At 66.7% G+C, this 24,770-nt stretch carries 26 protein-coding genes; 7 read left to right on the top strand and 19 right to left on the bottom strand.

The window, feature by feature from the left end; translation table 11 throughout:
* Positions 1–37: 37 nt before the first annotated feature.
* From B1A78_RS04540 to sdhC, 4 genes are read right to left on the bottom strand one after another with little or no spacing between them, the layout of a single operon-like run.
* Complete coding sequence (locus B1A78_RS04540; RefSeq protein ID WP_077145812.1) at positions 38–700, bottom strand: hypothetical protein; 663 nt, start codon at positions 698–700, stop codon at positions 38–40.
* Positions 697–2,499 (bottom strand): succinate dehydrogenase flavoprotein subunit, encoded by a 1,803-nt coding sequence (sdhA, locus tag B1A78_RS04535; protein WP_077145811.1) that lies wholly within the window; start codon positions 2,497–2,499, stop codon positions 697–699. Before sdhA ends, B1A78_RS04540 begins: the two co-directional genes overlap by 4 nt.
* Position 2,500: 1 nt before the next feature.
* Positions 2,501–2,905 (bottom strand): succinate dehydrogenase, hydrophobic membrane anchor protein, encoded by a 405-nt coding sequence (sdhD, locus tag B1A78_RS04530; protein ID WP_077145810.1) that lies wholly within the window; start codon positions 2,903–2,905, stop codon positions 2,501–2,503.
* Positions 2,898–3,347, bottom strand: a complete 450-nt coding sequence (gene sdhC, locus B1A78_RS04525) for a succinate dehydrogenase, cytochrome b556 subunit (protein WP_077145809.1) — start codon at positions 3,345–3,347, stop codon at positions 2,898–2,900. The genes sdhD and sdhC overlap by 8 nt, the downstream gene beginning before the upstream one ends.
* Before the next feature lie 140 nt (positions 3,348–3,487).
* Between sdhC and B1A78_RS04520 the strand changes: the two genes are divergently transcribed.
* Entirely contained in the window at positions 3,488–4,327 is an 840-nt protein-coding gene (locus B1A78_RS04520; protein WP_144037682.1) for a hypothetical protein, read from the top strand.
* On the opposite strand, the gene B1A78_RS04515 is transcribed toward B1A78_RS04520, so the two are convergent.
* Positions 4,328–4,573 (bottom strand): hypothetical protein, encoded by a 246-nt coding sequence (locus B1A78_RS04515; RefSeq protein WP_077145807.1) that lies wholly within the window; start codon positions 4,571–4,573, stop codon positions 4,328–4,330.
* A 21-nt stretch (positions 4,574–4,594) separates the two neighbouring features.
* Complete coding sequence (ald, locus tag B1A78_RS04510; RefSeq protein ID WP_077145806.1) at positions 4,595–5,710, bottom strand: alanine dehydrogenase; 1,116 nt, start codon at positions 5,708–5,710, stop codon at positions 4,595–4,597.
* Between the two features lie 154 nt (positions 5,711–5,864).
* On the opposite strand from ald, the gene B1A78_RS04505 reads away from it, so the two are divergent.
* From B1A78_RS04505 to B1A78_RS04485, 5 genes are all read left to right on the top strand, one after another.
* Positions 5,865–6,332, top strand: coding sequence for an Lrp/AsnC family transcriptional regulator (locus tag B1A78_RS04505; RefSeq protein ID WP_144037681.1), 468 nt, complete (start codon positions 5,865–5,867; stop codon positions 6,330–6,332).
* 125 nt (positions 6,333–6,457) lie between these two features.
* A complete protein-coding gene (locus B1A78_RS23290; protein ID WP_077145805.1) occupies positions 6,458–7,810 on the top strand; it encodes a methyl-accepting chemotaxis protein in 1,353 nt (450 codons plus the stop codon).
* 142 nt (positions 7,811–7,952) lie between these two features.
* Positions 7,953–8,645, top strand: a complete 693-nt coding sequence (locus B1A78_RS04495) for an SDR family NAD(P)-dependent oxidoreductase (protein WP_077145804.1) — start codon at positions 7,953–7,955, stop codon at positions 8,643–8,645.
* Positions 8,635–9,531 carry a subclass B3 metallo-beta-lactamase gene (gene bla / locus B1A78_RS04490; protein WP_077145803.1) on the top strand — a complete coding sequence of 299 codons (897 nt, stop codon included), beginning with the start codon at positions 8,635–8,637 and terminating at the stop codon, positions 9,529–9,531. Before B1A78_RS04495 ends, bla begins: the two co-directional genes overlap by 11 nt.
* Positions 9,528–10,499: a 50S ribosomal protein L11 methyltransferase gene (locus B1A78_RS04485; RefSeq protein ID WP_077145802.1), complete on the top strand. Its 972-nt coding sequence runs from the start codon at positions 9,528–9,530 to the stop codon at positions 10,497–10,499. The genes bla and B1A78_RS04485 overlap by 4 nt, the downstream gene beginning before the upstream one ends.
* Positions 10,500–10,506: 7 nt before the next feature.
* Here B1A78_RS04485 and B1A78_RS04480 read toward each other — a convergent pair whose 3' ends face one another.
* The 12 genes from B1A78_RS04480 to B1A78_RS04425 all read right to left on the bottom strand — a co-directional run bounded on the left by B1A78_RS04480 (position 10,507) and on the right by B1A78_RS04425 (position 23,084).
* On the bottom strand, positions 10,507–11,085 hold the full coding sequence (locus B1A78_RS04480; RefSeq protein ID WP_218667938.1) for a DUF6882 domain-containing protein: 579 nt from the start codon (positions 11,083–11,085) through the stop codon (positions 10,507–10,509).
* A 52-nt stretch (positions 11,086–11,137) separates the two neighbouring features.
* Positions 11,138–12,010 carry a phenylalanine 4-monooxygenase gene (gene phhA, locus B1A78_RS04475; RefSeq protein ID WP_077145801.1) on the bottom strand — a complete coding sequence of 291 codons (873 nt, stop codon included), beginning with the start codon at positions 12,008–12,010 and terminating at the stop codon, positions 11,138–11,140.
* 83 nt (positions 12,011–12,093) lie between these two features.
* Positions 12,094–14,100 carry a TonB-dependent receptor gene (locus B1A78_RS04470; RefSeq protein ID WP_077145800.1) on the bottom strand — a complete coding sequence of 669 codons (2,007 nt, stop codon included), beginning with the start codon at positions 14,098–14,100 and terminating at the stop codon, positions 12,094–12,096.
* A gap of 70 nt (positions 14,101–14,170) precedes the next feature.
* On the bottom strand, positions 14,171–14,560 hold the full coding sequence (locus tag B1A78_RS04465; protein WP_077145799.1) for a hypothetical protein: 390 nt from the start codon (positions 14,558–14,560) through the stop codon (positions 14,171–14,173).
* A gap of 40 nt (positions 14,561–14,600) precedes the next feature.
* Positions 14,601–15,770: a sterol desaturase family protein gene (locus tag B1A78_RS04460; protein WP_077145798.1), complete on the bottom strand. Its 1,170-nt coding sequence runs from the start codon at positions 15,768–15,770 to the stop codon at positions 14,601–14,603.
* A gap of 195 nt (positions 15,771–15,965) precedes the next feature.
* The gene (ligA, locus tag B1A78_RS04455; protein WP_077145797.1) at positions 15,966–18,140 is read right to left on the bottom strand and encodes an NAD-dependent DNA ligase LigA; all 2,175 of its coding nucleotides are present in this window, start codon (positions 18,138–18,140) and stop codon (positions 15,966–15,968) included.
* Positions 18,137–18,532, bottom strand: a complete 396-nt coding sequence (locus B1A78_RS04450) for a putative quinol monooxygenase (protein ID WP_083733831.1) — start codon at positions 18,530–18,532, stop codon at positions 18,137–18,139. The genes ligA and B1A78_RS04450 overlap by 4 nt, the downstream gene beginning before the upstream one ends.
* A complete protein-coding gene (locus B1A78_RS04445; RefSeq protein WP_077145836.1) occupies positions 18,529–19,212 on the bottom strand; it encodes a GNAT family N-acetyltransferase in 684 nt (227 codons plus the stop codon). The genes B1A78_RS04450 and B1A78_RS04445 overlap by 4 nt, the downstream gene beginning before the upstream one ends.
* Positions 19,212–19,811: a hypothetical protein gene (locus B1A78_RS04440; protein ID WP_144037680.1), complete on the bottom strand. Its 600-nt coding sequence runs from the start codon at positions 19,809–19,811 to the stop codon at positions 19,212–19,214. Before B1A78_RS04440 ends, B1A78_RS04445 begins: the two co-directional genes overlap by 1 nt.
* Positions 19,811–21,478, bottom strand: coding sequence for a DNA repair protein RecN (gene recN, locus B1A78_RS04435; RefSeq protein WP_077145795.1), 1,668 nt, complete (start codon positions 21,476–21,478; stop codon positions 19,811–19,813). Before recN ends, B1A78_RS04440 begins: the two co-directional genes overlap by 1 nt.
* A 47-nt stretch (positions 21,479–21,525) precedes the next feature.
* Positions 21,526–22,320 carry an outer membrane protein assembly factor BamD gene (locus B1A78_RS04430; protein WP_077145794.1) on the bottom strand — a complete coding sequence of 265 codons (795 nt, stop codon included), beginning with the start codon at positions 22,318–22,320 and terminating at the stop codon, positions 21,526–21,528.
* Between the two features lie 62 nt (positions 22,321–22,382).
* On the bottom strand, positions 22,383–23,084 hold the full coding sequence (locus tag B1A78_RS04425; protein WP_256837468.1) for a peptidylprolyl isomerase: 702 nt from the start codon (positions 23,082–23,084) through the stop codon (positions 22,383–22,385).
* A gap of 128 nt (positions 23,085–23,212) precedes the next feature.
* On the opposite strand from B1A78_RS04425, the gene B1A78_RS04420 reads away from it, so the two are divergent.
* The gene (locus B1A78_RS04420) at positions 23,213–24,202 is read left to right on the top strand and encodes an acyl-CoA thioester hydrolase/BAAT C-terminal domain-containing protein (protein WP_077145793.1); all 990 of its coding nucleotides are present in this window, start codon (positions 23,213–23,215) and stop codon (positions 24,200–24,202) included.
* 6 nt (positions 24,203–24,208) lie between these two features.
* Here B1A78_RS04420 and B1A78_RS04415 read toward each other — a convergent pair.
* A partial coding sequence (locus B1A78_RS04415) for an Hsp70 family protein (protein WP_179101973.1) occupies positions 24,209–24,770 on the bottom strand: 562 nt, incomplete at its 5' end.

Raw genomic sequence — 24,770 nt, 5'->3', positions numbered from 1 at the left:
TACAGTGCGAAGGTCGATGCACCGCTCGGTGATCGTGTCATTCGGGCTCTTCGAACAAGGCAAAATGTTCGGGCGCCATATCGACTTGGCGTTCGAGCGGGACAAAGCTTCGATCGAGCGATTCGGGCGTGAACATCGCGGTGTCGGGAGAGGTGCGACTGACCTCGGTCGTCCAGTTGCGCAACTTCGGCTGGCCAGGCTGGTCGTTGTCGCCGCGAAATTCCGACTGGATCAACAAGCCGGCCGGGTCGACCCAATAGAGCCGCCGCAACCCGTCCTTGGTCAGCATAACGACGTCCAGATCGCCATAGGGGCTCGACAATCGTCCTGCATAGGTCAGCGCCGGCGCTCCCGTCATGTCGATCCCGCACGCGGTTTCGGCGGCTTCGCGGCTGGACAGCGTCTTGCCCGAGATCAGCGAGCGATGGTGCCCGGTCATCGCCTTGCAGTCGGCGACGATGCGGTCGAGCGGCGTTTCGACGCGGTGCAGCGATCCGCGATGAAATTCGGCCGCCCAGAAGGAATAGACGCGATTCTCCTGTCGGGAGATCGTCCAGTGGAAAAGCGAATAGCCGCTCGCCGGCGCCTTGGTGCGCGCGACGATCGCCTCTGCCGACGGCTTGTCCTCAGCCTGCGCGAGCGACGGACAGAAGGCCAGGACCGCGGCGGTCCAAAGGCCTCCTGCGACCCGCGCGATCAATAAACGCGCGCCTTCGGTTTGATATATTCGGCATCGTCGGTCAGCGTATATTCGTGGACCGGACGGTAATCGAGGCGGACGCCGCCGCCCTTGCCGCCCCAGCCGTCGAACCAGCTGATCGTGTGCTTCATCCAGTTCGGATCGTCGCGGTTCGGGAAATCCTCGTGCGCGTGGGCGCCGCGGCTTTCCTTGCGGTTGAACGCCGAATGCATCGTCACCGTCGCCTGGCTGATCAGGTTGTCGAGCTCAAGCGTTTCGATGAGGTCGGTGTTCCAGATCAGGCTGCGGTCGGTGACGCCGATGTCGTTCATCCGCTGATAGGTCTTGGCGAGCTTATCCTTGCCTTCGGCCATCAGTTCGTCGGTGCGGAACACCGCGGCGTGCATCGACATCGCGCGCTGCATCTCGTCGCGCACCACCGCGGTCGGCGAGCCGCCCTTGGCGTTACGGAAATGGTCGAGACGGCCGAGCGCGAGGTCGGCGCTGTCCTTGGGCAGCGCTTGCTGCGCGGCGCCGGGGGTGATGATTTCCTTGAGCCGGTGGCCGGTGGCGCGGCCGAAGACGACGAGGTCGATCAGGCTGTTCGAGCCGAGGCGGTTCGCGCCATGGACCGAAACGCAGGCGGCTTCGCCGACCGCGAACAGGCCGGGGACGACGGTATCGGGGTTGCCGTCCTTCAGCGTGACGACTTCGCCATGATAGTTACAGGGGATGCCGCCCATATTGTAATGGACCGTGGGAACCACGGGGAGCGGCTGGCGCGTCAGGTCGACGCCCGCGAAAATCTTGCCGCTTTCGGTGATGCCGGGCAGGCGTTCGGCGAGCACGGCTTCCTCGATATGGTCGAGGTGCAGATAGATATGGTCCTTGTGCGGGCCGACGCCGCGGCCTTCGCGGATTTCGAGCGCCATCGAGCGCGAGACGACGTCGCGCGACGCAAGATCCTTCGCCGACGGGGCATAGCGTTCCATGAAACGCTCGCCTTCCGAGTTCGTGAGGTACCCACCCTCGCCGCGCGCACCTTCGGTGATGAGCACGCCCGCACCATAGATGCCGGTCGGGTGGAACTGGACGAATTCCATATCCTGCAGCGGCAGGCCCGCGCGCAGCACCATGCCGCCGCCGTCGCCGGTGCAGGTGTGCGCCGAGGTCGCGGTGAAATAGGCGCGGCCATAGCCGCCGGTCGCGAGCACGACGGCCTGCGAACGGAAGCGGTGGATGCTGCCATCCTCCATGCACAAGGCGATCACGCCGCGGCACGCACCGTCTTCCATGATCAGGTCGAGCGCGAAATATTCGATGAAGAAGTCCGCGTCATATTTCAGCGACTGCTGATAGAGCGCGTGGAGCATCGCATGGCCGGTGCGGTCGGCGGCGGCGCAGGTGCGCTGGACCGGCGGACCTTCACCCATATTCTGCATATGGCCGCCGAACGGGCGCTGGTAGATGGTGCCGTCCTGGTTGCGGCTGAACGGCACGCCGGCGTGCTCGAGCTCGTAAACCGCCTGCGGCGCTTCGCGGACCATATATTCGATCGCGTCCTGGTCGCCGAGCCAGTCGGAACCCTTGACGGTGTCGTACATATGCCATTGCCAATGGTCGGGGCTGTTGTTGCCGAGCGAGGCGGCGATGCCGCCCTGCGCCGCGACGGTGTGGCTGCGCGTCGGGAACACCTTGGTGATGCAGGCGGTCTTGAGCCCCGCCTCGGCGCTGCCCATCGTGGCGCGCAGCCCCGATCCGCCCGCGCCGACGACGACGGTGTCATAGATATGGTCGATGATCTTGTACGCTTCGGTCATGTCACATGCCCCCCGGGCCGAGCGCCATGGGCGCCAATGCGATGCGGGCGATCGTGAAGATCCCGAATGCGGCGCCGCCGATGGCGAAGAAATTGAGCGCGACGAGCGCGAGCAGGCGCGTCGCTTCGCCATGGACATAGTCCTCGATCAGCACCTGCAGCCCGAGGCGCAGGTGGACGAAGACGCTGACCACGAGCAGGATGAGCGCGAGCGCGACCATCGGGTGCGACGCCCAGCGATGCACCGCGGCGAAATCGCCAAGGTTGAGGCGGAGCAGCGAGACGACGAGGAAGCCGACGAGCAGCAGGTTGCCGAGCGCGGTGAGCCGCGCCTGCAGCCAGTGATGCGATCCGTGCTGGGCCGAGCCGAGCCCGCGGACCTTGCCGAGATGCGTGCCGTTACCCATTGAGGTTCCCCCACAGGATGTAGAGCCAGGTCGCGGCGGTCGCGAAGACACCGCCCATGATTACCGCCGCCGACCACATCTTGTTGGTCTTGAGCTCGTAACCCGCGCCGGCGTCGAGCACGAAGTGGCGCAGCCCCGAGAAGAGATGCTGGAAAAAGGCCCAGGTCAGCCCGACCAGCACGACCTTGCCGAGGATGTTGGTGATCTGGTGGAACAGCGTGATTTCGGGGCTGGGGTCGTGCCAGACGCAGGCGATGAACGCCGCATAGGCCTCGGGCCCCGCCGCGATGGCATAGAGCCACCACAGGAACATGCTCGTCCCGACGATCGCCAATCCGTCCCCGCTCGCGCGGTGGAGGATCGAGACGGTCATCGCCGGCCCCCATTTATACACCTGCAGGTGCGGCGAGAGCGGTCGTCCGCTCGGTTGCTTGCCAGCCATATCAGCCCCGTTTCTGACTCTAATCGGTCGATGGGCGCCGGTTTAGCGCCATGGCCGCGATATGCAATTGCTTAGGAGCCTTTGTTGCACGGCGCGGAAATATTTGCGACCCAGTCCCCCTTAGAGCGGGGGAGGCGGACGTGGGCAAGCGTAAAACGAGGGCATGGATGGTGGCGGCGACGGCTTTTGCCCTTACGGCGGCGGCGCCCGCCGCGCTCGCCAAGGTCACCGACGCCGAAAAGGCCGCCAATGCCGAGGCGATGGCGACGGGTCAGATGATGTATCGCTATGATCAAGCGGCGTGGCACAGCACCGACGCGCTGCTGGCCCAGATCAATCCCGCCGACTATCCCGACCTAGCCGGCTGGGTCGTCGAACCGCAAGGTGACGACAGTCTGCTCGTCACCTATTTCGGTCGGCGCGACGGGCCGCGCTATGCGATCGTGCGCTTTGTGATGCGCGGATCGACCGTGGTCGAAGGCGGGCTGGTCCCGAAGGACGCCGACGCCTCGCTGTCGCCGCTCGCCAATCGCCTAGCCGATGCGCGCGATGCCGCCGCCGCGCGCTTCGCCCAGGAAAAGCTGGGCTTCTGCACCAAGGGCACCGGCAACAGCGTCATTCTGCCGCCCGAGGACGACGGGCCAGTGCGCGCCTATCTGATGTCATCGCCGGTCACCGCAGGGGTATTTCCGCTTGGCGGCCACTATCGCTTCGACATCGACAAGGACGGCAAGGTCGCGAGCTGGCGGCCGTTCCTGAACAGCTGCATGCTGATCGATTCCCGCCCCGACGGCGAGATGGAGAAAAAGACCGCCTTTTACGTGTCGCACCTGCTCGATCCGCAGCCGACCGAAATCCATTATTTCGTGCGCTATAACGTCCCGGTCGACATGGCGATCATCATGCCCGACGAGGACGTCTGGCTGCTCGGCATCGACGGTTTCACCAATCCGAAGACCGGTGAAATCGCCCTGCCCTGATTATTTCCGGCCGCGGTTCGCGTAGAGCAGCGCGGCAAGCACCGCCGCCGAACCGATGCCGATGCCTGCGGCCGCCGCGGCGGTTTTCCAGCCGACTTTCTTGCCCGCGCCGCTCGCTTCCTTGTCGGCGGCCTCGGTCGCGTCGGCTGCGTCTTTTTGCGCCTGGAGTTCGCGCGCGGCGCGCAGCACCTCATTCTCCGTCTCTTCGCCGGTACCGGTGTCGGGGAGATCGTCCTGGGGAGTCATGGCAGTCCTAAGTCCTTGTTATCAGGCGAGTGCCTGATCGACAGGCACATAATCCGTCCCCACCGCTTCGGCGACGGCTTCGAACGTGACCTTACCATTCCAGACGTTGAGTCCCTGCGCAAGATGCGTGTCGCGCTTCAGCGCCTCTTTCCAGCCGAGATCGGCGATGCGCAGCGCGTGCGGCAGGGTGACATTGTTGAGCGCATAGGTGCTGGTGCGCGCGACCGCGCCGGGCATGTTGGCGACGGCATAATGGACGATGCCGTCGACCACATAGGTCGGATCGGCGTGGGTGGTCGCATGGCTGGTCTCGAAACAGCCGCCCTGGTCGATCGCGACGTCGACGAGCACCGAGCCGGGACGCATCGTCTTCAGCATGTCGCGGCTGACCAGCTTCGGCGCCTCGGCACCGGGGATCAGCACCGCGCCGATGACGAGGTCGGCCTCGGCAACGCATTCGGCGAGGTTGGCGCGGTTCGAGAAGCGCGTCTTGGCGCGCGCCTCGAAGAAGGTGCCGACGCGTTCGAGGACTTCGGGATCGCGGTCGAGGATGGTGACGTCGGCGCCGAGGCCCGCCGCCATCTGTGCCGCGTTGAAACCGACGACGCCGCCGCCGATGACGCACACCTTGCCCGGCGCGACGCCGGGGACGCCGCCGAGCAGCACGCCGCGGCCGCCATGCGCCTTTTCGAGCGCGGTCGCGCCGGCCTGGATCGACATGCGCCCCGCGACCTGGCTCATCGGCTTGAGCAGCGGCAGGCCGCCATGGGGGGAGGTCACGGTTTCATAAGCGATGCAGACCGCGCCCGACGCCATCAGGTCGCGCGTCTGGTCGGGATCGGGGGCGAGGTGGAGATAGGTGTAGAGAATCTGGTCCGGGCGCAGCATCGCGCGTTCGACCGGCTGGGGTTCCTTGACCTTCACCACCATCTCGCACGTCGCGAAAATCTCTTCGGCACTCTGCACGATCTCGGCGCCCGCTTCGACGTAGAAACGGTCATCGGCGCCGATGCCGGCGCCGGCGCCGGTCTGAACGAGCACGCGGTGGCCGTGGACAGCGAGTTCGCGCGCGCTTTCGGGGGTCAGGCCGACGCGATATTCGTGATTCTTGATTTCCTTGGGGGTGCCGATGATCATGGTCGCTCTCCATCGCCGGGCGCGCCCGATCGCGCGCGTGCCGACGTCTCCTGCCCGCAATATAGCAGCTTGATCGCGCGAGGTGCTTGCATATCGCGGTCCATTCTTCGACAAGCGCGCACAAATTGTGCGCCAAATCGGCCTGGAGCGCTTCATGATTGATCGGATCGACCGCAAGCTTCTCGACCTGTTGCAGCGGCACGGGCCGCGCCCTGCGGTCGAGCTCGGCGAGATCGTCGGGCTGTCGGCGTCGGCGTGCCACCGCCGTATCCGCGCGCTCGAGGGTGAGGGCATCATCACCGGCTATGCCGCGCGGCTCGACCCCGACAAGATCGGGCTGGGGCTCGACGTCTTCGTCGACATCAGCCTGACCTCGCAGAGCGAGGAGGCGCTGACCGCGTTCGAGAGCGCGGTGAAGAGCTTCGACGAGATATTGGAGTGCCAGCTATTGTCGGGCGCGTCGGATTACCGGCTGCGCGTCGCGGCGCGTAACGTCGCCGATTTCGACCGGCTGCACCGCCATTGCCTGTCGCGGCTGCCCGGTGTGGCGGCGATGCACAGCGCCTTTGCGCTGCGCACGATCAAGGCGTTCGAGGGCTATCCGGTGCAAAGCGAGGCCTGAAGCGAATTTTACGCCAGCTGGTTAACGCCGAATTTACCCCTTCCCCACATAGATCGGTCATGATTTTCGCCGGTGACAGCGGACGGTAGCTCTGCGCGCCACGAACAAGCGAGGGAAGCAGGATCATGGTGAAGGAAAATCCGATTCATAAGCAGCAGATTGATCCGATCCTGATGGCGGATCGCTTTCCCTTCTATGATCTCGACGGCCAGCTCGCGGCGAACGGCGCCGAAATCCACGCGATCGTCGCCGGACGCGAGGAAGCGGTCGCGCGCGCCTATTGGGATGCGTTCAACGCCCTGCCGACGATCGACAACCGCGTCGAGGGCGAGCTCCTTGCCTCCTATGTCCGCGGCAGCGCGCACCACAGCGCGGTCAAATATCGCGACCCCGCCGGGCAGGAGGTCGCGACGATCGCGTGCCAGAACACGCATATGGCGCGACGCGTGAACCTGCCGCTCGCGTCGGTGATGTCGTGCATGGCCGAAAGCCAGCGGCTGACCATCGAATATATCGTCGAGGCATGCCAGGGCGACGACGCGCGGCTAATCCGCCTGACGAGCGCGATGAACCGGCTCGGCCTGCTCGAATATGACATCATGCAGCGCTATGCCGAAAAGCTCGACCGCGCGGTGGTGTCGTCCGAACGCCAGGCGCTGGCGGGCGATTTCGACCAGTCGATCGCCTCGCTGGTGCAGGAAACCGACGGCGTCCGCCGCGAACTCGCGAAGCAGGCGGCCTCGGCCGACCATGCCGCGAAGGGCATGATCGCCAAGACGAGCGAAGTCGCCGCGGCCTCCGAACAATCGGCGATCGCGATGCGCGAAGCCGCCTCGACCGCCGCGGGGCTGATCCGCGCGATCGAGGATGCGCGCAGCGAAGTCGAGGCGTCGTCCGACGTCGCGGTCCGCGCCTCCGAACAGGCGGGCGAAGCGGTCGCCATGTCCGAGGCGCTGTCGCACCATGCCGAATCGATCGAATCGATCCTCGGGCTGATCCGCGAGATCGCGGGACAGACCAATCTGCTCGCGCTCAACGCGACGATCGAGGCTGCCCGTGCAGGCGAATCGGGCCGCGGCTTTGCCGTCGTCGCGCAGGAGGTGAAGAGCCTCGCCAACGAAACCGCGCGCGCGACCGACGATATCGCCGGCAAGATCACCGCAATCCAGCATGCGACGCGCGGCTCGGTCGCCGCCAACCAGTCGATCCAGCAAACCATCGTCGAAGTGCAATTGTCGGCGCAGCGCATCCGTGACGCGATGGACGCGCAGGCGCAGACGGTCACCTCGATCACCGCAGCGGTCGACGAAACCGCGCTCGCGGCCGATTCGATGTCGTCGACGATCGCCAGCATCCGCAACGATTCGGGCATGGTCGCGGGCGAGATCAGCGTGCTGAGCGACGAATTCGCCAAGATGGGCGAACGGCTCCAGTCGCTCGAACAGGCGGCGAGCGAGTTCAGCCGCCGGGTGGCATAAGCCTCTGCTCCCCGGCGAAAGCCGGGGCCCATATCGCGAACATAGCGCTGCCGCATGGACCCCGGCGGTGGCGCTACGCGCCGTCTACGACTCCGCCGGGGAACCACTGGCGCCGTTCGGCGCACCCCTCTAAGGCGGGGCCATGGCAACCCACATCCTGATCAGCGGCGCGAGCCGCGGCATCGGCGCCGCGATTGCGAGCGCGCTGTCTTCCGACACCACCAAGGTCGTCGCGCTGTCGAGCGCAGACGGCGACCTCGCCGACCCCGCCACGCCGGGACGCATCTGGAACCGCGCGCTCGCGCATCTGGGTGGCCGCATCGACGTGCTGGTCAACAATGCCGGGGTGTTCGAGGCGAACCCGATCGACGCCGACGAGGCCGACTGGCTCGCGAACTGGAACCGCACGCAGCAGATCAACCTGACCGCGAGCGCTTCATTCTGCCGCCTCGCGGTGTTGCACTGGCAGGGCCGCGCATCGGGCGGGCGCATCGTCAATGTCGCGAGCCGCGCCGCCTATCGCGGCGACAGCCCCGCGCACTGGCATTATGCGGCGTCGAAGGCGGGCATGGTCGCGATGACCAAGACGATCGCGCGCGCCTATGCCAGGGAGAATATCCTCGCCTTCGCCATCTGCCCCGGCTTCACGATGACGGGCATGGCCGAGGAGTATCTGGAAAGCCGCGGCGGCGACAAATTGCTCGCCGATATCCCGCTCGGCCGCGTCGCGATGCCCGACGAAGTCGGCGAAATGGCACGCTGGTGCGCCACGGATGCACCGGCGTCGATGACCGGCGCGGTGCTCGACGTGAACGGGGCGAGCTATGTCCGCTAGGATCGCGATGCTCGCCGCGCTGGCACTGACCGGCTGCGCACCGCAAGCGGCCCCCGCCCCCGCAGCTATGGCACCGACGGGCAAGGCGCTCGCGATCGCCTGCGAAGGCCGCGACGGATGGAGCGACCCCGCGCCGCCCGCAAAGATTCACGGCAACACCTATTATGTCGGCACCTGCGGCATCACCGTGCTGCTGATCGCGACCCCCGACGGGCTGGTGCTGATCGACGGCGCGACCGAAAAGGCGGTTCCGGGCATCCTCGCCAATATCCGCGCGCTCGGTTTCGACCCGAAGAATGTCCGCTATCTGCTCGCGAGCCACGAGCATGACGACCATGTCGGCGGGCTCGCCGCGCTGCAGGCGGCGACGGGCGCAAAGCTGCTCGCGCGCCGAGAGGCGGTCGCGGCGCTGACCAGCGGCACGCCCGATGCAACCGACCCGCAGCGCGAAATCGCCAACCCCTTCGCCGGCGCCACCGTGTCGCGCACGATCGGCGACGGCGAAGCGGTCGGCTTGCGCGACATCGGCCTGACTGCGCACGCGACCCCCGGCCATACCCCGGGCAGCACAAGCTGGACCTGGCGGTCGTGCGAAGGCGGCGATTGCCGCAGCATCGCTTATGTCGACAGCCTGACCGCGATCTCGGGCGACGCCTATCGCTTCACCGACCACCCCGACTATGTCGCGACCTTCCGCGCGACGCTGGCCAAGGTCCCGACCCTGCCCTGCGACCTGCTGATCACCCCGCATCCGTCGGCGAGCAATTTGTTCGCGCGGCTGGCGGGCGACGCGCGGCTGGTCGATGCCGACGCGTGCCATTTCTATGCTGCGGGCGCCGTGAAGCGGCTCGACGAGCGGCTGGCGAAGGAAACCGCGGCGCAATGAGCTGGATCGTCTCGCTCCCCTGCACGCGCGCCGAGGCCGAGGCGCTGTCGGGCGAAATCCCTGCGCTCGACGCGATGCCCGAAGCGCCGGTCGTGGTGACGCGCGAGATCGACGAGGATGCCGGGCACTGGCAGCTCGACGCCTATATGGACGACAAGCCCGGCGCGGCGCTGGTCGCGCTGCTGCAATCGCTGGTGCCGAGCGCGAAGGGGGCGACGCCCGTTGTCGAGGAATTGCCCGAAGAGGATTGGGTGACACTGTCGCAGCAAGGGCTCGAGCCGGTGCAGGCGGGGCGCTTCTTCGTCCACACCAGCAGCTATGCCGACCGCGTGCCGCCGGGCAGCACGCCGTTCCTGATCGACGCGAGCCAGGCCTTTGGCACCGGCGGGCATGATACCACCGCGGGCTGCCTGTCGATGCTCGACCTGATGGCGCGAACCGGCGTGGTCCCGCGCAACATCGCCGACATCGGTACCGGCACCGGGCTGCTCGCCTTTGCGGGCTTGGCGCTCTGGCCGCGCGCACGGATGATCGCGTCGGACATCGACCCCGCGAGCATCTTCGTGACCAAAGACAATGCCGGGATCAACGGCGTGCCGCTGGGGCGTGGCGGCGGGCGGCTCGCGGTCGCGGTCGCGCCGGGGACCGACCATCCGTCGATCAAGCATCGCTCACCCTATGACCTCGTCATCGCCAACATCCTCGCGGGGCCGCTGATCACGCTCGCCCCCGATATCGCGAGCGTCACCGCGCCGGGGGGCCGCGCCATCCTCGCGGGATTGATCGCGCGGCAGATGGAGCCGGTGCTGGCGGCCTATCTCGCGCAGGGGTTCCGCCTTGCCGCGCGCGGCGGCAGCGCCGACTGGCCGTGCCTGCTGCTCGTCAAGCGCCGCCGTTACGGCTACCGCCGCAAAGAACGCGCCTTCCACCGATCGGACCCGGCGGACGCGAGTTTCGGGAGCTGGTAGCGCCGCGTCAGGCTTGTGAAATCGTCAGTTCGCCGAAGGTCATGAAGATCATCGTCTGCCCCGAAGGACCGCGATAGGCGCCCTGCGCCTTGGCGAGATAGGCCGCGAGTGCGGCGAATTGCCAGCCATCCTCTTCGCTGGCCTCGATATGGCGCGTCGTGAAGGCATCGAGCCCATGCGCCGCGCCGAAATCGCGCACCAGCGCGGCATGCGCACGCAGCGGTTCGGGAACCGAGGGGTGATCCCAGCCCCACAGCCAGGTGCCATCGGCGGTGTTCAGCGTGCCGATCACCTGCACCGGCGCGACGATTTTCCAGCCGCGGTCATTGGTGAAGGTGAGCGTGCCGGCATCGAGATCGGCATCCCAACGCGCCGTGCCCAGCCGCCAAGTCCCGTTGTGCGCATTGGTCAGCGCATCGAGGTAATGCATGCTGGCATCGAGCGACCGGTCGGGCTCGTCGGGCGGCAGGTCGCCATCGTCGAGATCGCTTTCGGCGATATGGATCGGCGCGATCGCGGGCGGAACCTCGGGCACGGCGGCGCCGGCCTGGCCGCCGCCCAAAAGCTGCTTCAACTTGTCGAACATATTGCCTCCCGGTTGCGTCGCGATCGCGGAGGCGGAGAATGCAATCAGGCCCTCAATCAACTCGCGCCGTTGCATAGTCCTGGGTCCCGCGTGTGATCACATCGTCGGTGTCCAATATGTCGGCGATCGCGATCGGCGGCAAGGCATCGTTCGCGGTATAGAGCGGCGCGAAGTCGGTCTTCACCGTGGTGTCGAGCAGCTGGTCCAGACTGTCGATGACGAAATAATTCTGCTGGAAATCGTCGATCCGGTAGTCGGTGCGCATCACGCGCGCGAGGTCGAAGCCGATACGGTTCGGGCTGTCGCTATCGAGCGCGAAGACGCTTTCGGCGTAGCTCGACACGATGCCGGCGCCATAGATGCGCAAACCGTCCGCCTCACGGATCAGGCCGAACTCGACCGTATACCAGTAAAGCCGCGCGAGCTGTTTGAGCGCGTCGAACTGCAGGCTGCGCAGCCCGCCCTCACCATAAGCGACCATATAGTCGGCAAACACCGGGTCGGCGAGCATCGGGACATGGCCGAACACGTCGTGGAAGACGTCGGGTTCCTGCAGATAATCGAGCTGTTCGGGGGTGCGGATGAAATTGCCCGCAGGGAAACGGCGGTTCGCGAGATGGTCGAAAAACACGTCGTCGGGGACGAGCCCCGGCACCGCAACGACCTGCCACCCCGTCGCCGCCATCAGCCGCGCGTTTAGCTCGCGATAGTCCGGAATGCCGGGCTTTTCGAGCCGCAGCACGTCGATACCGCGCAGAAAGGCTTCGGAGGCGCGGCCGGGCAGCATCGCCGACTGGCGCGCGAAAAGCCGGCCCCACATCGCATGCTCGTCGGCGGTGAAAGCGTCCCAATTTTGCGAAATCGTCCAGTCGGCCGCGGCGCCGGGCGGCGGGGTTTCGTGGACGTGGGTAAAGCCGTCTTTCATGGCGCATGGCCTAGCATGAAATAGTTGCAAATGAAACCGGTCCGGCGACTCCGCCAGACCGGTCCCTTTACCATGTCGCGGCGTCAGAAGCGCGCGCGCAAACCCGCCGACACCGCGCGGCGTTCGACGGGGTAATAGACCGCCGACGCCGGGGTCACGACGATCGCCGCGCTGATGTCGCCGATCGCCTTTTTCCCCGTGACGTTGCGGATATCGACAAAGGCGTCGATGCCCTCGGCGATCCGCGCGCCGCCGGTCACGCCGAGCAGCGCATAGCCGGGGGTGCGGACCCGGTTTCGGTAATCGGCGAAGGGACCATCGGGGACCCATTCGAGGTTCGGCGCAATATGCAGCGCGTCGGTGCCGAGGCGCAGCTCGGCGCGATACATATGTTCGGGGACGATCGGCAGGCGGTTGTGCCCGAACTCGGCATCGCCGCGGAAGCGAAAGTCGCTATAGGCATAGACCTGCCGCAGCCGCAGCCAGTCGGCGGGGTTCCATTCGAGCGCTGCTTCGATCCCTTCGTGCCGCGTGCGCCCCGCGTTGAAGGTCGAGGCGGGGATGTCCGGGCCGACGCTGAACTGCAGCATCTCGCCCTCGATATCGGCGCGATAGAGGCTGAGGTCCCAGCTCAGCGCTCCCGCCCTGCCGCGCGTGCCGACCTCGGCGGTCCAGGCGCGCTGCGGGTCGAGCGGCACGAAACTCGCGATCTGCGCCAGTTCGTTGAAGCCGGGAAATTCGACCGAGCGACTGTAGTTCGCATAGAGTTGCACATCGGCGACCGGTTCGAGGAGCAGGCCGAACTTGGGCGAGAAGGCGTTGAAATCGGCACGACCGACGGTGCCCGTCTGCGCCGGGGCGGCACTGTTGAAGACGATCGCCTGCCGCCTTTTTCCGTCGGCGTAGATGCCACCGGCGACGAGCGTCAGCGGTTCGACCGGGGTCAGCCGCAGCTCGCCATAGAGCGTCGCGGTGCGCGCATCCTGCTCGGCCTCGAAAGTCTTCGCACCGCGCTTGCCCGCGAGATTGACGAAGCGTTTCGACGCGGTGTCGCCGACGCGCAGTTCGCCGCCGACGGTCGCGGCAATCATGCCGCCGTCATAGTCGAGGCGGAAGAAACCGCCACGATCGGCGCTCTCCTGGTCGACGACCTGGAAGATCGGATGATAGAGCGACTTGGCGTTGACGAAGCCGCCGACGTCGAGCGCAAGACTTCCCCAGTCGAAGCGCGTGCGGTTCTGGAGCCGGAGCGAATCCACGTCGCGCGCCTGGTCGCCTGCGACGCTCGCGGCGGCGGCGATGCGCGGCGTCGTCAGCGCCTCCGCCATCGTCAGCGCGCCGGGCAGTTCCTGGCGTATATGGTTGACGCTGGCATAGAAACGCGTGCTCGCGACCTCGCTGATGTTCAGCCCGGCATTGCCGTGGAAGCGCAGGCTGTGGCGCTTCGCATGATCGCGGTCGCCGTCGGAGGTATCGGCGCTAATGGCGCCCCAGGCATCGACCTGTTCGCTCGCGACGCCCGCCGAGACGAGTCCGCGCACGCTGTCGAAGCTGCCGACATCGCCGCGAAGATAAATGCCCTCGGCGGTGCGTCCGGTGGGGGTCACGCCATTGACCGCGCCGCCGAGCGTGCCCGATCCGAAGCGCAGCGCATTGGCGCCGCGATAGACCTCGAGATGGTCGAAGAAGATCGGTTCGAGTTCCTGAAAATCGCCATTGTCGTCGGCGAGATTGATCGGCACCCCGTCCTGCAGGAGCGTCAGCCCGCGCATGTGAAAGCCGCGCGACAGGCCCGAGCCGCGGATCGAAATCCGCACCTCCTGCCCATAGCGTGGCTGGAGATAGACGCCGGGCGAGAAGGCGAGCGTGTCGCGCAAACTGACGACCGATTTGTCGGCATAATCCTGATGGCTGACGACGTCGGTCCCGCCGGGGGTCTGGCGGGCGCGGGTTTCGGCGGCGTCGGTGATATCGGGCGCGGTGACGATGATCGTCTGATCGTCGCCGGCCTCTTCGGCATGGACGATCGAGGGGACGAGCGAGTAGGCGAGCGCCAGCAGGGGCGCCGCCGCATAGGCGTGGCTTTTCATGGATAGTCCTTCGTTGGGATACAGGCATGGGCCGCGCCGCGCGGATGCGCGGGCGGCAATTCAGGCTGGATCAGGCGAAGGCGGGTGGTCCGGTACTTGGCGGCAGCGGCGAGGCGATGCCGGGCGCATAGCCCAGCGACGGGATCGCGACGGGTTGCGGATCGAGTGCGACGGGCGCGGCGGGCAGCACGGGTTCGGCGGGGACGATCGGCGCGACCGCGAGCGCGCCCCAGGGGCAATGCTGCTGCGTCTCGCCGTCGTGACCCGCGACCTTCTGGACCGGGATCGTGATCGTGGCGCCCGGATTTTCGGGGTCCGAACAGACGCGCACGGTGATCGTGCCTTGGCTGTCGGTCTCGATCATCCAGCCCGGCGCGACGAGGATGCGCGCGGCGAGCGCGAGCAGCAGCGGCAGCAACAGGAGGATGCCCGGACGGCGAAAGGCGGCGAGGAGGCCCACGCGGGGCCTCCTATGCCCGGGGCCGCCGGCTGGCAAGCGGCTATTCGGCCGGCGTCTCGTCGGTCTTCTTGCCGGTGCGCGTCCAGGGGTAGAGCATCTGGCCCCAATAGTTTTTCGGCACATCTTCGGGGATGCCGTAATTTTCGGGCCAGCGGTCCTTGGGCAGGTGGAAGGTGCCGAAGAGCTTGTCGATCCACGGGAAATGGATCGCGAAATTGACGTCGAACGCCTCGCGCTCGAGCCCGTGGTGCCAATGGTGGAAGCGCGGCGTCGCGATCCAGTGGCCGAGCCGGTTGAAATTGCCCCCGACATTGGCGTGGAGCAGCGACGACCAGACATAGACGAAACCGATATAGGCCTGCATCACCGACGGGCTGAATCCCAGCGTGAACAGCGGCAGCGAAGTGATCGCGCGGAGCAGGATGATTTCGATGAAATGCATCCGCGACCCCGCGAGCCAGTCCATCGATTTCGCGCTGTGGTGCACCGCGTGGAAACCCCAGAGGAAGGGGTAGCGGTGAAAGGTGCGATGGAAGAAATATTGCACCACGTCCGACGCGATCAGGACGATGACGAACTGGACGATCCACGGCAGCGAGGCGACGCCGGCGCGGAAGGCGTCCCAGCTGTTCGTATGGTCGTTGACGAACTGCTGCGGCGCGAGCGCGAGGAAGCCGAGCACCTGCACGAACATCGTGCTGACGAGATAATAGAAAAGATCCTCGCGCCATTCGGTGCGGAACAGGCGCTGCTTGCGCCGATGCGGGAAGGCGCGTTCGAGCGGCGCGAACATGAAGCCGGTGATGAGCAGGTTGACGACGAAGAAGTCGAGCCCGAAGAAAATGCCCCAGTCGCGCGTCTCGGCGGGCTGGACATTCGCGCCGCCGACGAGCGTCGCGGCGAGCGCGACGATCAGCGCGGTCGCGCCGAGAACTTTCCGCGGACGCAGCAGCAGGCTGAGCAGCGCGAGACCGTAGCTCGCGAGCAGGATCAGATGGACGAGGCCGCGAAAGCCGCCCCAATCCTTGACGATAGCGAGTTCGGGGGTCGCGAACCAGTCGGGAAAGCGCAGCGCGATCACCAGCCCGAAGCCGACGACCCCGAACAGCAAAGCGAAGAAACCCGACAGCCAGCCGCTGCCGAAGCGCCGCACCTCGGTATGCGATTCGAGATCGCGCATCAGATGGTCGAGATAATCACGTTTGGCCATGTGGTCCCCTCACAGCTTTTTCGCTGTCCCGTCTGTGATGACGCGCACCGCTTAACATTCCTCCCTGTGGCGAAGCCATGGGGAGGTGGCAGCGCGAAGCGCTGACGGAGGGGCCAAAACGCAAGGTTGCTCGCCCCTCCACCACTCGCTTCGCGAGCGGTCCCCCTCCCCATCGCTGCGCGACAGGGGGGATCATCATCCCGCCGCCGCGACGATCGCGGCCCATTCGGCCTCGTCGATCACACGGATGCCGAGCGCGCTCGCCTGCTTGAGTTTCGATCCCGCGCCGGGGCCCGCGACGACAAGGTCGGTCTTGGCACTGACGCTGCCCGCCGCCTTGGCGCCGAGCGCTTCGGCCTGCGCCTTGGCCTCGTCGCGGCTCATCGTCTCGAGCTTGCCGGTGAAGACGACGGTCATGCCCGACACCTCGCTCTCGCGCGTTTCGACCACATAGGGCGGCGGCGAGACTTCGGAGAGCAGGTCGTCCCACAAATCGCGGTTGTGCGGTTCGTGGAAGAAGTCGCCGAGCGCCTCGGCCACAGCCGGGCCGATGCCGTCGGCGCGTACCTCGAGGATCGCCTTGATCGCCTCCATCCGGCGCGCGAGGTATTTCCCTTCCGATTCGCCCTCGCCCTGCGGATTGGCGTCGAGCCAGCCCTGAATGCCCGCCGCCGCTTCGGGCAGCCGCGCGATGTCGCCGAGCCCCTTGAGCAGGTCGCGCGCGGTGACCGCGCCGATGTGGCGGATGCCGAGCCCGAAGAGAAGCCGCGCGGCGTCGGGCGAGCGCTTCGCCTCGATCGCGGCGAAAAGATTGTCGACCGACTTTTCCTTCCATCCCTCGCGGGTGAGCAATTCGTCGCGGTGCGCCTTCAGGCGGAAGATGTCGGCCGGCCCCCTGTCGAGCCAGCCGAGGTCGAGAAATTCCTGGATGCTCTTCTCGCCCAGCCCCTCGATATCGAGCGCGCCGCGGCTGACGAAATGGCGCAGGCGCTCGAACTTCTGCGCATTGCAGATGAGCCCGCCGGTGCAGCGGACATCGACCTCGCCCTCCTCGGCGACCGCTTCGCTGCCGCACACCGGGCAATGGTCGGGGAAGACATAGGGCGCGCGATCCTCGTCGCGGGTGAGGTTATCGACAACCTGCGGGATGACGTCGCCGGCGCGCTGGATCACGACGCGGTCGCCGGGGCGCACCCCCAACCGGCCGATCTCGTCGCGGTTATGGAGCGTGACGTTCGACACGACGACCCCGCCGACGGTGACGGGCACGAGCCGACCGACGGGGGTCAACTTGCCGGTGCGCCCGACCTGGATGTCGATCGCCTCCAATGTGGTCTGCGCGCGTTCGGCGGGGAATTTATGCGCGATCGCCCAGCGCGGCGCCTTGGCGACGAAACCCAGCCGCGCCTGCCAGTCGAGCCGGTCGACCTTGTAGACGACGCCGTCGATATCATAGGGCAGTTCGGCGCGTGTCGCCTCGATCGCGGCATAATGGGCGAGGACATCGGCGACGCTGTCAAAGCGCTTCAAGAGCGGCGACACCGGGACGCCCCACGCCTCGATCCGCTTGATCATGTCATATTGGGTGTCGGCGGGCACCGCGCTCACCTCGCCCCACCCATGCGCGAGGAAGCGCAGCGGGCGTGATGCGGTGACGCTCGCATCCTTCTGGCGCAGCGAACCCGCCGCAGCGTTGCGCGGGTTGGCGAACTGGCGAACGGTCGCGGGGTCGAATTCGGCCTCGCGCTGCGCCGCCAGCGCACGCCCTTCCTCCATCAGCCGCGCGTTGAGCGCGGCAAAGTCGGCCTTGGCCATATAGACCTCGCCGCGGATCTCGAAGACGTCGGGGACCTCGCCCTTCAGCGCCTGCGGGATATCGGCGATCGTCGCGACGTTCGGGGTGACGTCCTCGCCGACGCTGCCGTCCCCGCGCGTCGCGGCCTGCACGAGCTTGCCCTGTTCATAGCGCAGCGAACAGGACAGGCCGTCGATCTTGTCTTCGGCGGTCAGCGCGACAACCGCATCGTCGGGCAGGTTGAGGAAGCGCCGCACGCGCGCCGCGAACTCCTCGACATCTTCGCCGCTGAACGCATTGTCGAGACTCATCATCCGCTGCCGGTGCGTGACCTTCGCGAGCGGCGAGGCCTCGACCGCGGCGCCGACTATATTGTTCGGGCTGTCGGCGCGGATCAGATGCGGAAAGGCGGCCTCGAGGTCGTTGTTGCGACGGACGAGCGCGTCGTAATCGGCATCCGAAATCTCGGGCGCATCCTCGGCATGATAGCGCTTGCTGTGATAGGCGATGGTTTTTGCAAGCCGCATCAATTCATTGGCAGCACCGGCTTCGGACAGCGATTCAATCTCGATCATGCACCGGTCTTTGCCACCGGCTTGAATTCGGCGCGAGTGCCAAATCCCGCGATCAGCGGACGGCCCTTGCTGATCGCCTCCTGCACCGCGGGCAGCGTCAGCGAGGCGGCATGCGAATCCTTGCTGTCCCACAGCTCGACGATCCAGATCGCATCGGGGTTCGCGCTGTCCTCGCCGATCAGATAGGCGAAATTGCCCGGCATCGTGCCGGTGCCTTCGCTGAGCGCCGCGACGAGCGCGGCGCGCTGGCCGGGCTTTGCGATCATCTGGCCGATCAGGCCATATTGGGGGTCGGCTTCTTCCATCATAGCCTCCAGCGCGCGCAGCTTGGTGATCGGCAAAAAGGCGGCGGCCATTGCGGCGAGCGCCATCAGATGCTGGCGGCGGTTCATTTCGCGATCGCCAGCACATGGATTTCGCGGCGAATGCGAAACCCGAGCGATTCATAGAGGCCGATCGCCCCCGCATTGTCGGCATAGCTGTGCAGGAAGGGCGTCTCGCCGCGCGCCACCATCGCGCGCATGACATGGCCGATCAGCGCGCGGGCGAGGCCGCGGCCCCGGCAATCCTCCCAGGTCGACACGCCGCTCACCTCGGCCATGCCGGGCAGCAGGATGCGCTGCCCCGCCATCGCGAGCAGGCGGCCGTTTTCGCGCACACCGAAAAAGGGTCCGTAAAGATGCGTCTTGGGACCCCAAGGCCCAGGCTTGGCATGATCGGCGAGCGCCGCCATTTCGGCGGCATCGGCATCGCCGAGCGCGATCATCGGCGGTTCGCCGTCGCGCGGCGGCGGCGGCGGCCCCTCGGCGACCATCTGCACGAGCACCGCGCGCTTCACTTCGCTGGTGCCGGGGGGCAGCGGCCAGCGCGGGCCGTCGACGATCCACAATTCCTCGCCGGCGGGACAATGCGCCGCGAGCGCCGCCGCGGCGGCCGGACTGTCGTCGGCGGGGATGCCGAAGACGCCGTAACCGCGGTCGATCCGCAGCGCGAGCGCGGGGTCGCCTTCGGCGAGCGCGGCCTGCCGCCCGGTGAGCATCGACCAGACCGGGCGGTCGAGGGGGTGGGTCATCACGGTTCCCATGATTTCACCAATGGGTGGGCCCACCAAGTTTGAAACTGAGAAGGAACTTTTCCGTCGATTAGGAGCCTAACGAACACCGTCATATTTCGTGAGAGTTCATCCAGCGCTTCAGTTTCTTTTATGATGGCTTCGGTGTTCCAGATTACTTCTCCAGCCTTCGTCTTCTTGGCGAGTTTCATTTCGGATTGAAGTGGGGAGAACCCAGCAACGGCCATCTCACCGTCTTCACCTTCGGCTAATACAATCGCCCGGCCCTGCAAGAAGCTGGTAGAATGAGCGATTTGATTTCGATGATCGGCGGCCAGTTTAATTCTACGGCGAAGATTTTCCCATAACTTACCGAACCTCTCGTCGCGCTCAGTCATCGCGGCGGAAATAAGCTTTATCCGACTCTCCAAGCCTTGGGCGATCGAGAACATGCCGCTCGACGCTTCATTTCCGATGCGAAGCGTTGAAGAAAATATCGATTCCAATCGATCATCGATGGATTGATACCTTGTAATACAGAGACCGATAGAGGCGTAAAACCGTCGATACGCTTCTTGGGTTGCGCCAGGGTCATGTTCCGCGCTGAAAACAGCAGGCATCAAACCACCTCCAGCAACCGCTCGGCCTGCGCCCGCGCTTCGTCGGTAACCTCCGCCCCCGACAACATGCGCGCGATTTCTTCGCGGCGTTCGGCGTCGTCGAGCGCGCGGACGCCGGTGCGGGTGACGGTGCCTTCGCTCGATTTGGCGATCATGAAGTGCGCGGCGCCCTTTGCCGCGACCTGCGGGCTGTGCGTCACCGCGAGCAATTGCTTGTCGCCGCGCGCGAGCCTTGCCAGCCGTTCACCGATCGCGCTCGCGACGGCGCCGCCAACGCCGCGGTCGATTTCGTCGAAGATGATCGTGTCGGCGCCGCCCTCTTCGGCAAGCGCGACCTTCAAGGCGAGGATGAAGCGAGAGAGTTCGCCGCCCGACGCGATCTTGATGAGCGGCGCGAAGGGCGCGCCGGGATTGGTCGAGATGAGGAATTCGACGCGGTCCATGCCCTCGGCGCCCCAGCGTTCGGCGGGCAGGCGCTCGACGAGCGTCTGGAAACGCGCGGCGTCGAGCTTGAGCGGCACCAGTTCGCCAGCCACGGCCGTGTCGAGCCGCGCCGCCGCCTTGCTGCGTGCATCGGACAGCGCGGTCGCGGCGTGGGTGTAGGCGGCCGCTTTCGTGGCGACCTCGGCCTCGAGCCTGGCGAGGCCGTCGCTGCCGCCCTCGATCGCGTCGAGCCGCGCGGCGAGGTCGCCCGCGAGCGTCGCGAGTTCGTCGGGTTGGACATGATGCTTGCGCGCCATCGCGCGCAGCTCGAACAGCCGCGTCTCGGTCTCTTCGAGCCGCGCGGGATCATATTCGAGCGCGCGCGCGGCTTCGTTCAGCCGTTGCTCGGCCTCGTCGGCTTCGATGATCGCGCGGTCGAGTCCCGCCAGCGCTTCGGCGAGCAAGGGGTGATCGCCCGCGAGCCGGTCGAGCCGCCGCGCCGCGGCGCGCAGCTGCGCCGGGCCGCTGTCGCTGCCCTCGAACGCCGCCATGATCGCGCCCATGTCGCCGGCGATGCGCTCGCCCTTCTGCATCGCGGCGCGCGCTTCGGCGAGTTCGGCTTCCTCGCCCGGCTGCGGCGCGAGGCTCGTGAGTTCGGCGACGCAGTGGGTCAGCCAGTCGCGATCGCGCTCGGCCTCGTCGAGCGACGCGCGCGCCGCCGCGAGCCGCGCCTCCGCGCTGCGCCATGCGCCATGCGCGGCGGCAACCGCCGCGCTGTCGCAGCGGCCATAAATGTCGAGCAGCGCGCGGTGCCCCGCGGGCGCGAGCAGCCCGCGATCGTCGTGCTGGCCGTGAATTTCGACAAGATGGCCGCCAACCTCGCGCAGCAACGCGGCCGAACAGGGCTGGTCGTTCAAAAAGGCGCGGCTGCCGCCATCGGCCTTGAGCGTCCGGCGGATGAGCAAAGGCTCGCCCGCCTCGACCTCGATATCATTGTCGGCGAGCAGCTTCGCGAGCGCGGTGCCGGGCGCGGGGGCGGCGAAGCTTGCGGTCACCTGCGCCTTGTCGCTGCCCTGGCGAACGAGCGCACTGTCGGCACGCGCGCCGAGCGCGAGGCCGAGCGCGTCGAGCAGGATCGACTTACCGGCGCCGGTCTCACCCGTAAGCACGCCGAGCCCGGCCGCGAAATCAAGGTCGAGCCGTTCGATCAGAACGATATTGGCGATGGACAGGGCCGTCAGCATGGCCAGCCCTTATAACAGAACAAAGCGCGAATCCACGCCTTGCGATATCAAGCGGTGGGCGCGTTCTTCTGCATCAGCTTGTACGCGCGGTCATACCATTCGCTGCCCGGATAGTTGGCGCCGAGCACCGCCGCCGACTTCTTGGCTTCCGACGGCACGCCGAGCGCCAGATAGCATTCGGTGAGGCGATAGAGCGCCTCGGGCGTGTGGCTGGTCGTCTGGAACTTTTCGGTCACTTCGCGGAAGCGGATCGAGGCGGCGAGCCAGTTCGAGCTGCGCTGGTAGAAACGGCCGATTTCCATTTCCTTGCCCGCAAGATGGTCCTGCACCAGGTCGACCTTGAGCCGTGCATCGGCGGCGTAGCGGCTGTCGGGATAGCGGCGGATCACTTCGCCGAGCGCGGCGAGCGCCTGCTGGGTGATTTTCTGGTCGCGAGTGACGTCGCTGATCTGCTCATAATAGCTGAGCCCGATCAGATAATAGGCATAGGGCGCGTCCTTGTTGCCCGGGTGGATCGACAGGAAGCGCTGCGACGCCTCGATCGCCGGGGCATATTCGCGGTCCATATAATAGCTGAACGAGCTCATCAGCTGCGCGCGGCGCGCCCAGGGCGAATAGGGATGCTGGCGCTCGACCTCGTCGAACAGCGCCGCGGCAAGGCCATATTGCTGGCGGTCGAGCCGGTCCTGCGCCGCACGGTACAGCGTATTGACGTCGCGCGCGACATAACGCGTGTCCTTCTTGACCCCCGCACCGCCACCGCAGGCGGCCAGCATCGGCGTAATCACGAGGGCGGCGGCGAGCAGGCGCGTCGAGGCGCGCAGGGTGGGACGCTGAGTCATGCGCGCGGTATAGCCACAGCGCGGATGAACGCAAAATAAATGATAGGGGTATCGGCGCGCATTTACGGCGCCTTGACGACGCAACCCGCGGGCGCGTCGGCGGGGGCCGGCACCCGGCGCGCGGTCTTGATCGTCACCATCGGGTCGAGCATCTGGCCGACGAGCACGCCCTCGCCCGCGGTCGGCGAGATCGGCGCGTTGAAAATCTTCTCGACCACGTCGGCGCCGCCGACCAGTTCGCCGAAGACCGCGAAGCCCGGACCGTCGCCGCCGGGCGCATCCGAATCGAAGCCCTTGATATCGGACAGGAGCAGGAAGAAGTCGGTCGTCGCGTCGCCGGGATTGAGCCGCGCCATCACCAGCGCGCCCTTGCAATTGGTGAGCCCGGTGGCGCGGGTCGGCTCGTGCGCGATCGGCGGGTAATTCATGTTGGCATCGACGCGATTGCCCGCCTGGATCAGCTGGTTCGCCGGACCCCAGCTGCGCGTCGAGCGATAGAAGGAAAAGCCGTCCATGCGCTTGCTGTCGACATAGCGCAGGAAATTGCCCGCGGTGATCGGCGCGCGCTTGTCCTCGAGCCGGACGGTGATCGTGCCGAGGTCGGTGACCAGCGCCACATAAGGTCGCGTATCGACCTCGACGACGGGCGTCGCCGGTGCGGCGATCGGCGCCGGGACCGGCGGCAATTGCGTCGTCTGCGGCGGCACGGTCGGCGTCTGGGCGGCAAAGCCCAGCGCGAGGGAGGAGATCAGGGGCGTCAACATGGCGCCGAGCATAACCGAAAAGCGCGCGGTGGCGACCCCTGTTTCATCGCGGTGCGCGCGGCCCCTTTTCACTGGCTATCCGCGCCCCCGCCCCATATCTGCCATACAGCAACGGCTGAGGGCGGAATATGAAGCGCGGGTGGAAAATCACATTGGGCGTCGTCGGCGCGCTGGTCGTGGTCGGCGGCGGCGGGTTCGCCTATATGCTCACCCGCGCGCCCGCGCCCGCGAAGATCGCCGACGCCGGTCCGACAGGGCAGCGGATCGCCGCCGACGGTATCTTCGCCAATTATTATCCCGCGAGCGGCCCCGGCCCGCACCCCGCGATCCTGCTGCTCGGCGGATCCGAAGGCGGGCTCGGCAAAGATATGCAGGCGCAGGCGCTGCTGCTCCAGGCGCAGGGGTTCAGCACGCTCCAGCTTGCCTACCACAATGCCCCCGGCAAGCCCGCCAAGCTCAAGAATATCCCGCTCGAGGATTTCACCCGCGGGCTCGACTGGCTCAAGAAACAGCCGGGGGTCGATGGCTCGCGGCTGGGCATCGTCGGTTATTCGAAGGGCGCCGAGGCGGGGCTGCTCGTCGCGACGCGCACCCCGGGCATCCGCGCCGCGGTTCTCGGCATGCCGTCGAGCGTCGTGTGGGACGGCATGTCGGGCGAGAATTACCTGCTCGGATCGTTCAGCTCGTCGTGGAGCGCGAAGGGCGAGCCGGTGCCGCACCTCGCCTACAAGGGCCAGCCCGATGCGCGCGGGCTGATGCCGGTATTCGAAAACGGCCTCAAGGAACTGGGCTCGAATCCCGCTACGATCATCCCGGTCGAAAATTTCAAGGGCAGGCTGATGCTCGTCTGCGGCGAGGCCGAGAAATTATGGCCAAGCTGTCCGATGACCGACCAGATCGTGGCGCGCGCGGCGAAGGCGGGCGGCCCTCCGGTCACCGTGCTGCGCTACAGGGACGCGGGCCACGGCGTGATGGGCGCACCCTTCACCGACGACGAGGCGCGCAGGAACTGGAGCCAGATGGGCGGGACCGAGGAGGGCAATGCCGCCGCACGCGCCGACAGCTGGCCCAAGATCGTCGCGTTCCTCAAAGCCGAACTGGCGGCGCCGACACCCTAACGACCGTCAGGCGGCCCACTCGGCCGGATCGGGCTCGTCGCCGATCAGCGCGAGCCCGTGCGCGATCGAGGTCAGCTCGCCGCCGGTCGCGATCCGCTCGGCGCCGAAGCGGCGGTCGAAGATCGCGCGGATCGCGGGGATCAGCGACGATCCGCCGGTGAGGAAGATGCGGTCGATGGCGGCGGGTTCGACGCCGGCCTTGGCGAGCGCGACGTCCATCGCGGCTTCGATGCTGCCAAGGTCGCCCGCGATCCAGCTTTCGAAATCGGCGCGGCGGACCGTCGTGCCGATCTCGACCCCGCCGCCGGCGAAATGGAATTCGGCCTCTTCGTGCGCCGACAACGCGCGCTTCACCCGGCCGACGGCGTCATAGAGCGGGAAGCCCTGTTCGTGCTCGATCAGCGCGATCATGCGCTCGATCCGGTCGGGTTCGAGCGCGTCGCGCTGCAAGCGGCGCAGTTCGTCGATCGTGCGGCGGTTGCGCATCAGCGCGAGCCGCGACCAGTCGGCGAAGTCGGAAAAATAGCCGCCGGGAATCTCGAGGATCTTGTCGAACGAGCGGTAGCGG

This window comes from Sphingopyxis sp. KK2, assembly GCF_001990265.1.
Taxonomy (GTDB): domain Bacteria; phylum Pseudomonadota; class Alphaproteobacteria; order Sphingomonadales; family Sphingomonadaceae; genus Sphingopyxis.
The sequence above is the reverse complement of the archived record's forward strand: the minus strand, read 5'-3'. Positions and strand labels throughout refer to the sequence as shown.

Bases quoted from the DNA above. Each gene is read 5' to 3' on its own strand.
- sdhA (WP_077145811.1), bottom strand. From the start codon at position 2,499: ATGACCGAAGCGTACAAGATCATCGACCATATCTATGACACCGTCGTC.
- sdhD (WP_077145810.1), bottom strand. From the start codon at position 2,905: ATGGGTAACGGCACGCATCTCGGCAAGGTCCGCGGGCTCGGCTCGGCC.
- sdhC (WP_077145809.1), bottom strand. From the start codon at position 3,347: ATGGCTGGCAAGCAACCGAGCGGACGACCGCTCTCGCCGCACCTGCAG.
- B1A78_RS04515 (WP_077145807.1), bottom strand. From the start codon at position 4,573: ATGACTCCCCAGGACGATCTCCCCGACACCGGTACCGGCGAAGAGACG.
- ald (WP_077145806.1), bottom strand. From the start codon at position 5,710: ATGATCATCGGCACCCCCAAGGAAATCAAGAATCACGAATATCGCGTC.
- B1A78_RS04505 (WP_144037681.1), top strand. From the start codon at position 5,865: ATGATTGATCGGATCGACCGCAAGCTTCTCGACCTGTTGCAGCGGCAC.
- B1A78_RS23290 (WP_077145805.1), top strand. From the start codon at position 6,458: ATGGTGAAGGAAAATCCGATTCATAAGCAGCAGATTGATCCGATCCTG.
- B1A78_RS04495 (WP_077145804.1), top strand. From the start codon at position 7,953: ATGGCAACCCACATCCTGATCAGCGGCGCGAGCCGCGGCATCGGCGCC.
- bla (WP_077145803.1), top strand. From the start codon at position 8,635: ATGTCCGCTAGGATCGCGATGCTCGCCGCGCTGGCACTGACCGGCTGC.
- B1A78_RS04485 (WP_077145802.1), top strand. From the start codon at position 9,528: ATGAGCTGGATCGTCTCGCTCCCCTGCACGCGCGCCGAGGCCGAGGCG.
- B1A78_RS04480 (WP_218667938.1), bottom strand. From the start codon at position 11,085: ATGTTCGACAAGTTGAAGCAGCTTTTGGGCGGCGGCCAGGCCGGCGCC.
- phhA (WP_077145801.1), bottom strand. From the start codon at position 12,010: ATGAAAGACGGCTTTACCCACGTCCACGAAACCCCGCCGCCCGGCGCC.
- B1A78_RS04470 (WP_077145800.1), bottom strand. From the start codon at position 14,100: ATGAAAAGCCACGCCTATGCGGCGGCGCCCCTGCTGGCGCTCGCCTAC.
- B1A78_RS04460 (WP_077145798.1), bottom strand. From the start codon at position 15,770: ATGGCCAAACGTGATTATCTCGACCATCTGATGCGCGATCTCGAATCG.
- ligA (WP_077145797.1), bottom strand. From the start codon at position 18,140: ATGATCGAGATTGAATCGCTGTCCGAAGCCGGTGCTGCCAATGAATTG.
- B1A78_RS04450 (WP_083733831.1), bottom strand. From the start codon at position 18,532: ATGAACCGCCGCCAGCATCTGATGGCGCTCGCCGCAATGGCCGCCGCC.
- B1A78_RS04445 (WP_077145836.1), bottom strand. From the start codon at position 19,212: ATGACCCACCCCCTCGACCGCCCGGTCTGGTCGATGCTCACCGGGCGG.
- B1A78_RS04440 (WP_144037680.1), bottom strand. From the start codon at position 19,811: ATGCCTGCTGTTTTCAGCGCGGAACATGACCCTGGCGCAACCCAAGAA.
- recN (WP_077145795.1), bottom strand. From the start codon at position 21,478: ATGCTGACGGCCCTGTCCATCGCCAATATCGTTCTGATCGAACGGCTC.
- B1A78_RS04430 (WP_077145794.1), bottom strand. From the start codon at position 22,320: ATGACTCAGCGTCCCACCCTGCGCGCCTCGACGCGCCTGCTCGCCGCC.
- B1A78_RS04425 (WP_256837468.1), bottom strand. From the start codon at position 23,084: ATGTTGACGCCCCTGATCTCCTCCCTCGCGCTGGGCTTTGCCGCCCAG.
- B1A78_RS04420 (WP_077145793.1), top strand. From the start codon at position 23,213: ATGAAGCGCGGGTGGAAAATCACATTGGGCGTCGTCGGCGCGCTGGTC.